The sequence below is a fragment of the Chitinophaga polysaccharea genome (assembly GCF_902150045.1).
Classification (GTDB): Bacteria; Bacteroidota; Bacteroidia; order Chitinophagales; family Chitinophagaceae; genus Chitinophaga; species Chitinophaga polysaccharea_A.
Genome location: NZ_CABFVU010000001.1, coordinates 3,506,508 through 3,520,743, shown reverse-complemented (window position 1 = coordinate 3,520,743; position 14,236 = coordinate 3,506,508). Strand labels below are relative to the sequence as shown.

Genomic DNA, 14,236 nt, shown 5'->3' with positions numbered 1-14,236 from the left:
TTATTGCTTTAACGCTCCAAATGGAGCTGTTATAAATCCATCTCCTAGTATCTGTTGATTCGCATTCTGCAACTGCTCATAATTATTTGCATAACCGGGCCAGCCACCAGGATAAAAAGAATCCATGCCAAAATAAACACCTGCGGCCAGAGGATTATAATATAATCCATAAACTCCCATACCTAAATTCAATCCCGCTTTCGCAGGGTGTGTTGAGTTAGGATCATCTGCTCCTTTCTTATAATAATTATCAACGGCTTTAATATCCATAGCCGTCCCTATTGCCAAACTTAGTACTCCTCCTGCTTTTGCCCACCTAGCTACCTTATAAGTTGTAATACCTGCTTTACTACCTCCTATCCAACCACTGTTATAATATTTCGGGCTAAATTGCCGCTGAACACCATTAGTAATTCTAAAGGTACCCGGTAGCGTTTCCAGTACAGAAGTTGTATTTCCATATATATAATTTCCTCTTCCTCCCCACGTATACCAACTTGAAGTAGAAGTAGCTGTGGTATTTGTTGTGTTACTACTTGACTGATCTGATCCTGAGTTAGGACTAATCGTGACCGTATTTAACCCAATTTCATTATTCTTTGTATCGAAATTGGGCCAGATAACCTGATTAATAGGCACCGTAGAATCACCATTAATATCAATGTACAAGAGAGGATTATTATTAGCATAGTGATAAGGAGAAAAATCCTCTGCCAGCCTTGCATATCTATCAATCTTACCAAACCGCCCTATCTGCTGATCATACATCCTGGCCCCATAATCATACCACTCCAGCCCTGATCCATCTCCGAACTCTTTGGATTGTAGCTCTTTTCCATTATACTTCTTTCTATTCTCCGGATAATTACTTCCTTTCAGCGCATTTGAAGATATCCCACTCATGGTGAGTCCAAACGGATAGTAATGCGTTTCCTCGAGCAACGGCCCTGAATTAACTCCCAGCAGCACATTATCAAAGAACACATCCTGGGTGCCCTCATTGCTGGTATACACATACAGGAAGCCCGATTTATTCATTACCATCTTATCCTGGCTGAGCGTTTGCAACTGGTCTGGCTCTGCCTTTACCTGTTTCACCCCGCTGTTCTCATCCACTAATTTAAACTGATCATCGAACAAAACAAAATTCAGATACGCTTTGGGCCTGTCGATATTAGGCTGGTCGGCATCTCTTTCTTTCAACCGCTGGTAATCATTGTTATAAAAGCTGCTGTTAAAGGGCGTCATATTATCGCTGGCAGCCACTCCATGCGCACCATCCGGGCTGCTGCTACCGTTAAAAGCCTGTACCAGGTCGGCCAGCATATTTTCGGCGGTGGAAGCTGCCGGCTGTTGGTCTTTAGGACCACCGGATTTATAGAACGCTTTGGCGCTGAGCTGGACCGTATCCCCAGCCATTACGCGTAATACAATAGAAGGCCCTATTTTCTTTCCCCCATTGGCGGCGGTTAATTTGGCAACAGAAGCGTTGCTACCGGCGCTTTCATCGGCAGGATAGCCTGCAGGTTTGGCGGCGCGGGAGTCATCAATATTGCTGAACAAAGCGGTTTCCGTAGGAGCAGCTGCCGTTTCCATGGTAGCTGCATACATGGAGAAGTCAGTTTGCTCTGTTAATACCATGCGGGTATTTCCCAGGTGATCCTTTACAAAATAATCATACTTGAATACCAGCGGTTGCCCTGTTGCGAAAACGGCGCGCACCCGCCCTTCTTCATGACCTAAAAACTGCAGGGTATCATTCTGATACACAAAACCGCCCATATAATCTGTGGTAGTAACTTTAGCGGGGGTAACTGTATTATCGGTAACGATTTTTTTAAGTTTGCCACCTGTGGCATCATACTGGTATTTAATCAGGCCTTTTCCGGTGATCGTAATACTTTCAGGCAGGTTCAGGTGATTATAACTGATAGTAGCAATATTTTTATTATTGTCTTTTGTCAGGTTGCCGTTTGCATCATAAGTATAATCGGCAGTTTCATTATTGGTGATCTCTTTGAAATCTCTTAACTGGCTCTGGGCATTATTCTTCCGGTCGGTAACAAAGGACAACTTATTGCTGCCCGGCGTATAACCATACTTCAGGCTATCCAGAGTGAGTATTGTCACCCCATTCATGCCGATCTGGTTCATTGTTTGGATATTACCGTTGGCATCGTAGGCAAGGCCGCTCACAGAAAAATTCTTCTGATCGTTCGTCCAACCGGTGCTACCGGTGTTTTGTTGGGTGAAGTCGGCCTTTGTCAGACGGTTCACTTTATCATATTGATATCCATAAGCCCTGCCTATGCCATCTCCACGGCTTTTCCATTTAGCGCCGGCAATATTGCCACCAAATTGGGAATTGGTGAACCCGTAATCATAGCTCAGGTCCTGTCCAAACCAGTTAGCAGTGCTGCCGGCAGTAGGAATGAAATCTTTGTTAATGCTCTTCAGCCAGCCCCGGATATTATATTCATAGTTCAGCGTTTCCAATTGGGTACTTGTACCGGTAACGCCCAAACGTTTTTTCTTTAACTGTCCTAACTCATCGTATTCATTGGCAACAATGGTTCTTTCCAGTGCAGCATCATCATTTATCCGTTTCTTTATATTGAGCAGGCGTCCGCCCGCATCATAGGCCATCATGGTCAGCACAGTGGTCTGCGATGCCGTTCCACTGCGCAGGTTGCGGTGACGCAGATAACTGCTCAGCAACTTACCGTTAAAATCATACAGATTGGTGAGGACATCCTGCCCACCGCTTATATTATCCGATATAGATTGAATTAAACGCCCTTTATCGTTGTAATGATTGGTGGTGGTAAGCCATTGGTTAGTGCCTAATACCTTTACTTTAGTTCCTGTAACCAATCCCTTTATCATGGTGCTGGCTACGGCCGGCAACGCTTCTGCGTATGGATTACTGCCTGCCTGTGGCTTAGTAATATCACCGTTAACATAGCCCTGCTTACCTGCAAAACTATAATCTTCATAAAAGGTATAGGTCAATGTCACAGTAAGTTACTTAAACCAATATGAGAGGATGATGATTGATGTCAAGGGCCGCTCAAAAACTACGGTAGGAATCAAACTACGGTCCCTTAGATCAGTTTTTAACGAGGCTATAGAAAACAAAATCATCAAACGGGATAAATGTTACCCTTTCGAAAAAAGGAAATACCAAATTCCAACCTCCAAGAATATTAAAAAGGCTTTGGATATTAGTGAGGTTCAGCGCATTTATGAATTCAATCCAGAAAATGAATTCGATAGAAAGGCACGAGATTACTGGTTTTTCAGCTATCTATGTAATGGTCTTAATCCCAAAGATTTTGCCTATTTAAAATACAAGAACATTGACCAGGACTATATATCTTTTACAAGGGCTAAAACCGAAAGAGTAACCAGAAACAATCCTAAATTAATAATAGCCTTTATTACTGAGGACATGCGCCGGATAATAAACGAATGGGGAAACAAGGATCAAAATCCTAATAATTATATTTTCCCTGTACTCGTTCCCGGAGAAGACCTACTAAAACAACACATGAGGGTATGTTCCCTTGCAAAATTTATTTGCGATGGCATGCGGAATGTAGTCAAGGCCCTGGGAATTCAAAAGAAAGCTGGTAATGCAGAATGTAGACATACTACAGCAACAACCTTAAAGCGATCTGGAGCCACGACAGAATTTATCCAAGAAGTATTAGGCCATCACAACAAGAATACTACCGAAAATTATATGGATAGCTTTGAGAATGAAATTAAAAAACAGTTTGCACAAAAGCTTACCCAATTTAAATAATCGCTTTAAAGAGAAACACAACAACCTTAAACTAAGGCAGACTTTTATTCGACAATGGAGGAAATGAGGACAAAACCAATGCATGTCATGAGAAGTCCGGTATAAAGGCCGTCTCAAAACAAAGAGACGGCGTATTTCTATCTTTTTGGGAACTTATCTGTAATAGCTACTAATTGATCCAACACTATGGAAATGAACAACGAAACTTAATCTTACAATTCCTGAAATTTTGTTACTTAGGTCACTATTAGAAATATCGAGGCACTTACGTCAAATAAGTTTGAGACGGCTCGAAAGCCGAGGAAGTAAATTTTCAGGCGGACCATACCCTACATCGGTCAAATCCTGCCTAAAATCAGCTTTGGAAAGTTAAGAACTGGGGTATATTAATGCTCCTTAATTATTGTTGAGAATTCTATCGTTTTAACTCTTTTTAATTCTCCAGAGAAAATACGCTGGGTTGTCAATCATTTTTTCCTTATATTCTCTGTAATCTTTAAATCCCCGTCCTAATGCAATCATTGTTGCAATAAGCGACGTTCCACCTGATGCAAATGCACCAGCAAGGCCACCTACACCGAAAATAGTATTCAACGCAACTTGTTTTCTCAGATGGTTAAACTTCATTTTAATTCTTTGACCTTGTACATCATTAAGCTCATGGAAAACATTTTCTATTTTCTGTTTAAGCAGACTGGGGTCGGTAACCGACCGTAAATCGCGAAAGTTTTTTTCGAGCTCTAATCTAAAATTAGTAAAAACTTCTGCTTCATAATTTCTGATATCCATTAATTTTCTAACATCTATATTAGCCATAAACGGCAACTCAATGTTGAGCATTTGTGTTGCAGCAAATTCTGCAATAGATCCATTATCCCCAATTTCTTGATTAAGAATATCACTTTCAAATTTTTTGTTTAAAAGAATACTAGAACCAAGTACTCCGGACAAGTAGGTATCTTTTCGCAACTCCTCATAATGCGCGATTGCGGCCTGATTTACAGATTGTTTTACCCAAAGCTTAAATTCCAATTCAGATGGAGGAGTTTCTGGAAGCCATTTTCTTTCTTTTAGTGTTCGTGATTCTTCATCAAATGATATGACCTCGGATTGAAAAAGGAAATAGATTTTTCCGCCACCATTCCCAATATTTTCAAATTCGATTGAAATTCCTCTACCAGGAATAAGTGGTTGCTTATCCCGAATTATATATCCCCGTTCAGATTTTTCTAAATTAGAGACAATTACCTTATCCTTGTAAATCTGTAAAATCTCTTTCGGTAAAACATCTTCAAATTGATTCTCCTAATGTTTTAATATTAATTCTTTTGGTGGTTCTTTATAAAATTCAGTTGGAAAAACCTTAACAAAATCCCCTGCGATCATTGGTGTTAAATCTTTAAGATACTTGACAGCCTGGGCTATATCTGCTTTATTTATCCCGGTCTTTTCCATTCCAATGTATTTATTCAACGCTGCAGCTGTACCTGATCGCTCTTGTGTATGGCGAAAAAGTGGGTCTGAAACAATAAATTGATTGATGTACAATGCAGTTTGCTTAAGCAAACTTAATGGTGTTATGCCGTTGGTAGAAAATACACGTAAAGGCGATTCTGATTCTTTAATATCTTGCGCGATGTTCTGAATATTCTTCTTTATATATTCACGATAATTATTTAGCTTCCTTGCTAAACGCTCATCTGATTCATTTTTGAATTCATTTTCTATCGAAACTCTATTAAAAAGTATACTCTCATTAAGAAAGTCATAGTGAATACTTCCCATTCTTCAGGTTTTCATTCAAATATAAGCAAAAGGTCAAATAACGGAAACCTCCATGTCGCGGTTATGTAATAGATGAGTGCTTTTGTCCAGTTTACTCATGCTTATTTTAATAAAACTCTAAGCTCCATCGACAATAGGACCGTTTGTACTAACTCTACAACTAACACATTCGTTGTAGCGATAGAGCCAATTGGATATGACCCTATTAAATATTCTTAAATTCAAGTCGGTGTCTTCAGGCACAGAATTCAATTTTTTGCTTATGATAAAAAAGATTCCATTTACCTCCCCTTCATCACATGCCAGAGGAATTGGGCTGCAAATAATGCTAAACGCTCCCGCTAATCGTTCTTATGGCATGGTTGTCTGCGCTTAAATAACCCGAAACAATACCGATCAGAATAACCAATATTGCTTCGGCAATGGCAAATGCTACTATTGCCTTTTTTATAAAAGATATATACTTCTCTAATCGTTGAATAATATCCGTAAATGGCATAATGTAAAATTTATTCTAGGTAAATCCTATAAGCAATCTCATACGTTAACTAAGCATCATTTATTCTATATTCCATGATTCTTTTTGCAATATCCAAATCACTCCAATTTGGATATTCCGCAACATACTCCTCGACCATCTCTTGAATTAGATTTAATGAGAAAAGGTTTTTATATCGTATACCATCCATTTCAATAATTATGTAGCCTGGAATCGTTTCTGCATCAAAAAATGCAATTTCAGATTCAAAACTCAAGCTATCTTTCATGTACAGTTCTACAAGATCGTATTCAACGTCTGGGATCTGCTGATTTCGTAGCTGTTCAGCTTTGGAAGCTGTTTTTAAATGATCAATCAGTTCTATAAGTTTCATACGAAGTTTCATATAAGTATTCACTCATCTTTAGATGAAGTCAATTATCGACAGTCTGTTTGGACTCCAGCAGAGCAGCCTACAAATATGAGAATGGCGAAAAACCACAGAGTCTCTTTGGTAAAAGTATTTTTTGCGTTATAAATCATCGCTAATTAAATGCTCCGGCTAAAATGATATCAGCATTTCCTTTTATAAATAATAACACCTAGCAAATTACAGGATTACCCATTGAATAGGGGATTTCAATTCGAAATCCCCTATTATTATAATAACTCGTAAACTTACTCCATTACTCTATCAGGCTCTTACAAAAGATGAAATGACTCCTTCATGGTCGAGCTGCAACTTCTTATCAAGAATCCTAAATATGGTGATCTCCTTCCCAGGCATTGATGGTTGATCAGTAATCAATTTATCTTCCACTATTTGGTATGTCAGTAAAATAGTCTGGAACTTACCTTCTTCTTCGATGAGGTAAATAAGGTCACCATTGTCTTTAAACTCCATTGAAGCATTCCTGCCATACAACTCAATAGTGGGAATATGTAATGGATCTGTTTTCCATAGCCCTAAAAGTTCATTTGATTCCATAAAATTCGTCAAGCTGTTTAAGATGGATATTCACTAAATATTTGCTATCATTTTTCTCGCCATAACCGATAAGGTCTGAAACTTTCTTTGAGTAGTCCTCCATTTTATAGTGCCTTAATAAGATAGTCAGATAAGTTAATCTTTTCAATTCCTGAGAACCCTGTGTTTCATTATTAGACCACAGATCGATTAATTTGCTATCAGATATTCTGTCTTTGATGGTGGCAATTCCAATACGATCAACAATGGCAATAATATCGGATGACAATTGGTCTAAATCGGTAAATTGGTTAATGGTCCACCATGTATCTTTCCTATCCTCCATAAAATGCCCAATCCTGGCACTCCAATGGCAGTCAATTAAATTTGGTTTTGTCTCTAATGTATCTCCATCAAAATCTCTGATTACTGTTGAGGACACACCTAAATTTATCGTAAATTTTTTCTCAGTAGGGGAGTTATCACTACTACTTTGAAAATTTATTAGCCCCCAGTTATTATCAAGTTTAAGGTAAAAAGTATTTGACTTTTTCACCCATCCTTTTGCCTTCAAATGTTTTCCGACAAGGGAAATCAATTCATTAAATTTATCCATTAATTACCAGTTAATAGGTTTTCTTACAACGTCGACTCTATATTTTTCTGTTACCAACAACCAAAGGTCCTTCGCCCTCTGCGAGGCTCTGTATCTGGCAGACATACTGGCCTTGGCCTCGATTCCTCCCAGATTTTTACCTCCAAATTCTGCAGGAGCTGTCCATACGTCAAGATCAATAAACCTCTTGCCAAATGGAGTTTTCTTATAAACTTCTTTTACTACCGTCCGGCCTTCAGCCTCCAAAGCTGCCGCCAATTCATCCCGAAAAGCATTTCCGGCAAGCCTGTTAGCTTGCGCCGAAGAGGCACGTCTTGCAGCTGCTGTAACTGCCGCTTGTCCTGCTCCACGACTTATAGTGCTAACAAACAGCGCTTCAAGACCCATTGTAGTTATATTCGTTACAACGGGCTCAACATAGTCAGTCACAAATATAAAAGTTTTTCGCTGGTTCTCCATTTCTCTGCGCCAGGCAGCTCCTGTTGTTTTCGGATCTTCGAATTGGCGTACAGGAAAGCTATTTTTCAATTCAATTTGCTGGCTTTGTTGTAAATCAATTTGGGACTGAATATCATACGATCTTTGTAAAGATTGAAGCCTTTGTAGTTCGTACACTTGACGCTGTTGCTGTTGATTAGCAACATAAGCTCCAATCTGGTTGAAACCATTTGTAGTGAAACTTCGAATACCAGCTTCAACTGCCATCCTGCCGGCCTGCTGGCCGATCACATCAAAGGCTTTATACTGCCAACCCCAAATACCATTGACCAGCCCCCAAAATGGAGGATCATCACCTAACGGATCAAAAATAGATATTGGGTTATTGAAATTGCTGTTGTAGGGACTAATACCAGGATACTTTTCAGCAGCGGGATCTATCTGGTTCCATCTGCCAATTTGTGGGTCCAGGGTACGGTAGTAGGCGTCATATTGATTCAGTCCGAATTCGTCCGTTTGCTCGATACCATTATAATTTAAATTATTCTTTGCATAAGGATTTTTCAAAGCCCTTGAGCTGATGCCGGCCATGGTTAATCCGAAGGGATAATAGTGGGTTTCCTCTAGTAATGGACCAGCATTGTGATTAATCACAATATTGTCAAAATATACGTCCTGTATACTTTCATTGGTGGTATATACGTAGAGAAAACCGGTTTTTTTCATTACCATAGGGCTTGTCGCCAATGTCTGAAGCTGATCGGGACTGCCCTGTACCTGTCTTACGCCGCTGTTTTCGTCCACCATACTCATTTGCTCATCAAAAAGCACATATGCCAGGTAAGCTTTGGGCAGGGTTGTTACGTTCTGAGTCGGGTCTTTGTCCCGGATGGATTGATAGTTGGCAGCCGTAAAATTGGAGACTATGGGTGAGCCAGCACCGGTTCCATTACCGTGAGCGCCATCAACCGGACCGCTGCCAGTGGCAAAAGCCTGCAAAAGGGCAGCGAGCATATTAGCTACTGTGGTGCTTGAAGTACTGGCAGCGGCTGATTTATAAAACGCTTTGCTACCTAGCTGGATAGTATCGCCAGCCATTACCCGTAAGACAAGTGAGGGACCTATTTTCTGGCCGCCAGCGGAAGCGTTCAACTTTGCCAGATAATCATTAGGATTAGTAGTTGCATCAGTTGGGTAACCTACTGGTTTGGCTGCCCGGCAAAGGTTAATATTAGCGAATAAGGCATTTTCCTTTGCTGAAAGAGCGGTTTCCATAGTGGCAGCATAAGTTTGCTTTCCTGACTCTTCAGTAAGGACCATGCGGGTATTACCCAGGTGATCGGTAAGGAAATAGTCATAAACAAGCTGCACGGGTAGCCCGGTGGCATACAGATAAGATTATTTGCTTCCGTATACATCATTAAGTTGTTTAAGATGGGCTGTTACTAAATAGTTGCGATTATGTCTCTCGCAATACTTTGAGAAATCTTCCAGTGCCTTTCTATACTCTGGCAAATTGTAATACTTCAAAAATGTAGTTAAATAGGTCAATCTTTTAAGTTCTACTGGCCCTTGAGTTTCATTTCTGGACCAATATTCAATCAACCCATCATCTGTTATCTTTTCTTCAATAGCATGAAAGCTAGAATGTTACATTAGTCGTTTTATAAAACAAGTAAAAGAGAAGCTGGTTGTCGATAGGCAATTCCAGCTTCTCTTTTTATTACGATATTGCCTCAGAAATTTTACTGACCAGCCCTAAACGGAGCCTCATCTCCTAAAGGTCAAAATTGGATATTAGGTTGTTGAATGGTTTGTCTGTACATAACATAACTAAAGCCCACGATATTTCGGGGCCTTAGTTATATTCCGTTTTTGTTGTAAGTACTTGGGTAAAGATGTTACCGTCCAAACTCAATCAAGCAAATACCCTTTCTATCTATTCATTTTGAAACTTCTCGAAATCATCTTCATCTTTTAAAGCTTGTGGTAAAAATTCCTTTGCAGTTTCAAGGATGTACTCCCATTCTTCAACTTCTAATGAAACGTCTGCCTGAGAGGCATAAAATTTAAAAGACAATTCCTTTTTTGCTGAAATCGAAACTTCCAGAAAAGGAGTATCACTATTTTTTAAAAAGATTTCTAAATAGGGATATTCGGAATTAATATCTCCAACTTTTTCTACGCGAATGTTTTTCATATATTTTTTGTTATCTAAGTCCTCTAAATCCAATAAATATTCCATCTAATCCCCAACTTGCTGCGTTTCCATTACCCAAAGTAAAAGTAACCCAACCATTAGGATATCGGCCTCCTGCACCTGTACTTTTTGCACCATTACGCAATATATTTTTTATCGTGGTTGAAGCCAAATTGTTTATGGCTTCTGGAGTTCGATATACCTTCATCAGAGCTTCTGTGGATTCAAACCCAAAATATTCAGGATGTTTAGTTACTGCACGACCTGCGTTAGTAAACCTCCCACCTTTAAACGGTGAAATTGCATTTTTAAAAGCTCTTATTGTATTAAATCCTCCCTCAACTCCATTTAAGGTCACTCCAATAATAGCAGATGAAGCAAGTCCTTCCAAGCCCATGGTTGCAACCGTTGTTACAACCGGTTCAACATAATCAGTTACAAATATAAATGATTTATGCTGTCTTGCTAATTCATCATCAAAAGCAAAGCTGGTTTGGGAATATGGTTCGAAGACTCTTTGTGAAGCAGGATGCCCGTCTATTATTCTATTAGGACTAATTGAAACTTCTGGCAAGTCGATCGGGCCAGCGGTTTGACCATTAATACTCGACAATAAAATGTTTCGCGTTTGAGTCTGTTGCGACCTTCTCGCCGCGAGCTCTGCTATTTGATTGAATCCGTTGGTAGTAAAGCTTGTAATACCGGCTTCAACGGCATTTCTACCGACTTGTTGGGCAACTACATCAAATGCTTTGTAATGCCAGCCCCAGAATCCATTAAGAAAGCCCCAGATGGGAGGATCATCACCCAGCGGATCAAAAATGGAAATGGGATTATTGAAATTACTGTTATACGGGCTAATTCCAGCGTACTTGTAGGCAACTGGATCCAGCTGGTTTTGTTGTCTTCTTATCCCACGGAGATACTTGACCGATATGTCAGAAAATTCCGATGGAACAGAATCGAAAAAGAGCTGCTCGTTACCGTAAACCAGAAAAGCGGTAAACCCAAACCCAAAACAGAATTAATAACAGCAAATTATCCATTACCATCTGGCATTTAAGTTCTTTATTAAAATTGGTTTCATCAACATAAAAAACTTTTTGATGAAAAGTAAAATACAAAAAGGAATAGGAAGGCTTGTCGTGGTTCATCCGGAATTAACAGTCGATCCAGCAAATATGAAGGGGGAAATTGGAAGGGTGCTTGCTTTCAATAATTCGGCAGATATATCTGTTCAGTTTCCAAACGGCACAGTTGGAAGATACCAGCCTGATGCGTTACTTACTTTAAAGTCACCTGTGGATATATTAGCAACACTTAAGAGATCGCTTGAGCAATTATGCTTACATCAGCAAAAAAGTGTACTAGAAATTGCTAGACTGGTATTGAATGGCGAACCGATTAAAGCGCTTGAATCCACAGGGGGAAGAGAACTGTTTCTATATTATTGTACGATGAGCTTCCAACAATGGATTGAAGCGAAGCAAAAATCAAGCAATTCTTTGAAACTATAGAATCCGGTCGCTGGCTTGTATTAATGAAATATTTGTTTGGTGTTAAATATTCGGATGATTTTAATGGCTCTTAATCTACGGTTTTATGGGTGAGTATATAAAATACAAAGGAGAAGAGGTTAAGATAGGTACAGTAGAGAACTTGTATTACGTTACTTATCCTCAAATGGAAAATGCATTCCAGAAAGGGCTTCTTGAGACGGCACCTAATAATTGTAGTCCGCAACAATATCTTAATCCGGATTCTGGTTTTCGGTTCAGGTTTCCTTTTCCAGATGAAGATGGATTTAACATTTGCGATTCAAGATATCAGTATGACCGTGGTGTTAGTTTTATGGACTATTATGGCCAAAAGGTTGAAATTGTTCAACAGAAACTTCTCCATCGTCAAAGTGATAATAAGTTATGTCTTGCTTTGGTCCTGCGGGATTCGGAAAGAAATCGCTTTAGGATTGAGGACGATGCAGATGTAAAAGAGATATTGAAGCAGATAATTCGGAGTCGCGTGATCAATAGTTCAGATACAAATGAAATACAATTTTACCGGGAAATAGCGAGGAGAATTCTTTCCGGGTATATTTTACCGGAACATGCTTTGAAAGCCACCAGGCCCCTTAAAAAAAATAATGTACAGCGGAACAGGAAGCGAGGACCCGGAATTTAGGTTTAAACAAAAAATTTTAGGAATGGCAGATATTAAAAAACGAATACTACAGCTAAGTACAGGAAAGACCATAAAGCTTTTTGGTAATAGTATTGCTATTGGAAAATCTCTTGAACTAGGAGAAGGGTATGCACCCAATCTTTTCTCTGTCGGAACCGGAAATGATCGTGAAAAGCCAACTAGTACAGTAAGCAACCTACATTCCTTAACAGCTGAAGAACTGCATGAGATTGCAGATTTTAATATAAGGCTTTGGCTGGAATTAAAGGAAAATTTACGAAAATATGGGCCGACTAGTATTAAGGTTTTCAAATCAGGAGAATAAACTAGATATAAATAAAAGAACAATTTTGATTACAGTAAGGAAAAGGAGGAGGTATGGACACTATCTTTATTCCCAACGAAGGTGATTTTAAACGTTGGATAAAGGAAGCTTTACGGGAAATTACCGAATGCCAGAATGGAAATATTAGATCACAGGAGAGTACAGAAACCGAACCACTATTATCACGTAAAGAAATTGCATTTATGTTTAAAGTTTCCCTGGTTACGTTGAATAATTGGAAAAAGGCCGGTCTACCATCGTATAAGCAAGGTGGTCGCGTTTACTTCTTATATTCGGAGGTAATGGCTTACCTTAAACAAAAAACTAAACCAGAATAAATTGTTTTCTTCTCGATTATTAAAATGGCCCCTCGCAAATTTGCAGGGGCCATTTTAATAATACTTAATTTAGATAATCAAGGACAAAATATACCAAATCCTGGATCAAGTTGAAAAGTTGGGGGATGTCCATAAATTTTAGGCATAAAGTTTAGTCAATCTATAAAGAAAGAATTCTACATCCCGCACCCCTCGCAGTGCATTTCTAAAGGACTTTACTTTTGCATTGAATGATTCTGCAGCCGCATTGGTGGCTCTGTTGTTGAAGAAGTTGAGGATACCCAGATAATGAGTTCTGATAGTCCTGGCAACGGTCTTGAAGGATAAAATCCCCGCTTCCTCCACGTCATTATACCACAAAGCCAGCTTCTTAAATGCTTCTTCTTTACACTTACAATGTCTGTAAACCTCACCGAGTCGCAGGGATAGCTGGTAGGATTTATGAATAAGGGGGTAATGACTAAATAAAAGTTCCGCTCTCTGCTGCTGCTCTCTGGTCCATAGTCTGGGATGCTTAAATAGCAAGTATCGGCTTCTGGCCAGCAGCTGTTTAGCTGTATCGCCGTTAGCGAGCCTGACTGGCTCATACTTCATTGCGGCTCGTTTTGCCTGCTCGTATTCCAGATTCTCCTGTTCCAGGGCTTCCCAGCGATGCTTTATTCTGATTTCCTGTACCGCATCAAAAGCCAGGTGTTGCACATGGAAGCGATCTATCACCCGATGGGCGTTAGGGAAACAGGCTTTAACAGCGCTATTAAGGCTACCAGACATATCGATGGTAACTTCCTGTACTCTTCCACGCAGGCGCTTAGGGATTTTAAACAGTATTTCTTTCAGAAATTCAGACTGAGTGCCCTTGATCATAGCCACTATTGAGCCTTTGCGCCCTTTGGCCAGCTTATTAGTGACAATTGTATACAGTTCTCCACTGGAAAAGGCTGTCTCGTCTATACTTAAAGCGGCACCAATGTTTTGTTCAAAAAGCATCCATTCAGTAGCATGTTCTTTTTGATCCCAGGTACCAAAATCACTGAGATGATGCTTGTATTGCTGGCCTAACTGTTTACCGTCTATCTGAAAGAAATGGCCCAATTGCACAG

Annotated in this window: 16 protein-coding genes; 6 read left to right on the top strand and 10 right to left on the bottom strand. The window is 39.6% G+C overall.

Annotated elements, in window-relative coordinates; translation table 11 throughout:
* Nucleotides 1-3,018, bottom strand: coding sequence for an RHS repeat protein (locus FN124_RS14500; protein ID WP_221887777.1), 3,018 nt, complete (start codon nucleotides 3,016-3,018; stop codon nucleotides 1-3).
* A 28-nt stretch (nucleotides 3,019-3,046) separates the two neighbouring features.
* On the opposite strand from FN124_RS14500, the gene FN124_RS14495 reads away from it, so the two are divergent.
* Complete coding sequence (locus tag FN124_RS14495; protein WP_142685413.1) at nucleotides 3,047-3,808, top strand: tyrosine-type recombinase/integrase; 762 nt, start codon at nucleotides 3,047-3,049, stop codon at nucleotides 3,806-3,808.
* A gap of 423 nt (nucleotides 3,809-4,231) precedes the next feature.
* Here the strand turns inward: FN124_RS14495 and FN124_RS14490 are convergent, their stop codons facing one another.
* The 8 genes from FN124_RS14490 to FN124_RS14455 form a co-directional block, all read right to left on the bottom strand.
* Complete coding sequence (locus FN124_RS14490) at nucleotides 4,232-4,840, bottom strand: hypothetical protein (protein WP_142685412.1); 609 nt, start codon at nucleotides 4,838-4,840, stop codon at nucleotides 4,232-4,234.
* Between the two features lie 273 nt (nucleotides 4,841-5,113).
* Entirely contained in the window at nucleotides 5,114-5,593 is a 480-nt protein-coding gene (locus tag FN124_RS14485) for a hypothetical protein (RefSeq protein WP_142685411.1), read from the bottom strand.
* Nucleotides 5,594-6,141: 548 nt separating this feature from the next.
* Nucleotides 6,142-6,465 (bottom strand): hypothetical protein, encoded by a 324-nt coding sequence (locus FN124_RS14480; RefSeq protein ID WP_142685410.1) that lies wholly within the window; start codon nucleotides 6,463-6,465, stop codon nucleotides 6,142-6,144.
* 300 nt (nucleotides 6,466-6,765) lie between these two features.
* Nucleotides 6,766-7,059 carry a hypothetical protein gene (locus FN124_RS14475; protein WP_142685409.1) on the bottom strand — a complete coding sequence of 98 codons (294 nt, stop codon included), beginning with the start codon at nucleotides 7,057-7,059 and terminating at the stop codon, nucleotides 6,766-6,768.
* Nucleotides 7,046-7,654 carry a DUF4304 domain-containing protein gene (locus FN124_RS14470; protein ID WP_142685408.1) on the bottom strand — a complete coding sequence of 203 codons (609 nt, stop codon included), beginning with the start codon at nucleotides 7,652-7,654 and terminating at the stop codon, nucleotides 7,046-7,048. The genes FN124_RS14475 and FN124_RS14470 overlap by 14 nt, the downstream gene beginning before the upstream one ends.
* Nucleotides 7,655-7,657: 3 nt before the next feature.
* The gene (locus FN124_RS14465; RefSeq protein WP_221887776.1) at nucleotides 7,658-9,367 is read right to left on the bottom strand and encodes an RHS repeat domain-containing protein; all 1,710 of its coding nucleotides are present in this window, start codon (nucleotides 9,365-9,367) and stop codon (nucleotides 7,658-7,660) included.
* Nucleotides 9,368-10,031: 664 nt separating this feature from the next.
* Nucleotides 10,032-10,292: a hypothetical protein gene (locus tag FN124_RS14460; RefSeq protein WP_142685407.1), complete on the bottom strand. Its 261-nt coding sequence runs from the start codon at nucleotides 10,290-10,292 to the stop codon at nucleotides 10,032-10,034.
* Between the two features lie 10 nt (nucleotides 10,293-10,302).
* Nucleotides 10,303-10,905, bottom strand: coding sequence for a hypothetical protein (locus tag FN124_RS14455; RefSeq protein ID WP_142685406.1), 603 nt, complete (start codon nucleotides 10,903-10,905; stop codon nucleotides 10,303-10,305).
* A gap of 15 nt (nucleotides 10,906-10,920) precedes the next feature.
* Here FN124_RS14455 and FN124_RS14450 point away from each other — a divergent pair, with 15 nt between their 5' ends.
* The 5 genes from FN124_RS14450 to FN124_RS14430 all read left to right on the top strand — a co-directional run bounded on the left by FN124_RS14450 (nucleotide 10,921) and on the right by FN124_RS14430 (nucleotide 13,136).
* On the top strand, nucleotides 10,921-11,355 hold the full coding sequence (locus FN124_RS14450; protein ID WP_142685405.1) for a hypothetical protein: 435 nt from the start codon (nucleotides 10,921-10,923) through the stop codon (nucleotides 11,353-11,355).
* A gap of 43 nt (nucleotides 11,356-11,398) precedes the next feature.
* Nucleotides 11,399-11,809, top strand: coding sequence for a hypothetical protein (locus FN124_RS14445; protein WP_142685404.1), 411 nt, complete (start codon nucleotides 11,399-11,401; stop codon nucleotides 11,807-11,809).
* A gap of 85 nt (nucleotides 11,810-11,894) precedes the next feature.
* Entirely contained in the window at nucleotides 11,895-12,473 is a 579-nt protein-coding gene (locus FN124_RS14440; protein WP_142685403.1) for a hypothetical protein, read from the top strand.
* Between the two features lie 22 nt (nucleotides 12,474-12,495).
* Nucleotides 12,496-12,798 (top strand): hypothetical protein, encoded by a 303-nt coding sequence (locus FN124_RS14435; protein WP_142685402.1) that lies wholly within the window; start codon nucleotides 12,496-12,498, stop codon nucleotides 12,796-12,798.
* A 53-nt stretch (nucleotides 12,799-12,851) separates the two neighbouring features.
* A complete protein-coding gene (locus FN124_RS14430) occupies nucleotides 12,852-13,136 on the top strand; it encodes a helix-turn-helix domain-containing protein (RefSeq protein ID WP_142685401.1) in 285 nt (94 codons plus the stop codon).
* A gap of 138 nt (nucleotides 13,137-13,274) precedes the next feature.
* Here FN124_RS14430 and FN124_RS14425 read toward each other — a convergent pair whose 3' ends face one another.
* Nucleotides 13,275-14,234: an ISAon1 family transposase gene (locus FN124_RS14425; protein WP_260607295.1), complete on the bottom strand. Its 960-nt coding sequence runs from the start codon at nucleotides 14,232-14,234 to the stop codon at nucleotides 13,275-13,277.
* Nucleotides 14,235-14,236: the final 2 nt, after the last annotated feature.

Excerpts from the sequence above, each read along its gene's own strand:
- FN124_RS14485 (WP_142685411.1), bottom strand. The coding sequence starts at position 5,593 with ATGGGAAGTATTCACTATGACTTTCTTAATGAGAGTATACTTTTTAAT.
- FN124_RS14495 (WP_142685413.1), top strand. The coding sequence starts at position 3,047 with ATGATGATTGATGTCAAGGGCCGCTCAAAAACTACGGTAGGAATCAAA.
- FN124_RS14475 (WP_142685409.1), bottom strand. The coding sequence starts at position 7,059 with ATGGAATCAAATGAACTTTTAGGGCTATGGAAAACAGATCCATTACAT.
- FN124_RS14430 (WP_142685401.1), top strand. The coding sequence starts at position 12,852 with ATGGACACTATCTTTATTCCCAACGAAGGTGATTTTAAACGTTGGATA.
- FN124_RS14480 (WP_142685410.1), bottom strand. The coding sequence starts at position 6,465 with ATGAAACTTATAGAACTGATTGATCATTTAAAAACAGCTTCCAAAGCT.
- FN124_RS14440 (WP_142685403.1), top strand. The coding sequence starts at position 11,895 with ATGGGTGAGTATATAAAATACAAAGGAGAAGAGGTTAAGATAGGTACA.
- FN124_RS14460 (WP_142685407.1), bottom strand. The coding sequence starts at position 10,292 with ATGAAAAACATTCGCGTAGAAAAAGTTGGAGATATTAATTCCGAATAT.
- FN124_RS14435 (WP_142685402.1), top strand. The coding sequence starts at position 12,496 with ATGGCAGATATTAAAAAACGAATACTACAGCTAAGTACAGGAAAGACC.
- FN124_RS14445 (WP_142685404.1), top strand. The coding sequence starts at position 11,399 with ATGAAAAGTAAAATACAAAAAGGAATAGGAAGGCTTGTCGTGGTTCAT.
- FN124_RS14470 (WP_142685408.1), bottom strand. The coding sequence starts at position 7,654 with ATGGATAAATTTAATGAATTGATTTCCCTTGTCGGAAAACATTTGAAG.
- FN124_RS14465 (WP_221887776.1), bottom strand. The coding sequence starts at position 9,367 with ATGGAAACCGCTCTTTCAGCAAAGGAAAATGCCTTATTCGCTAATATT.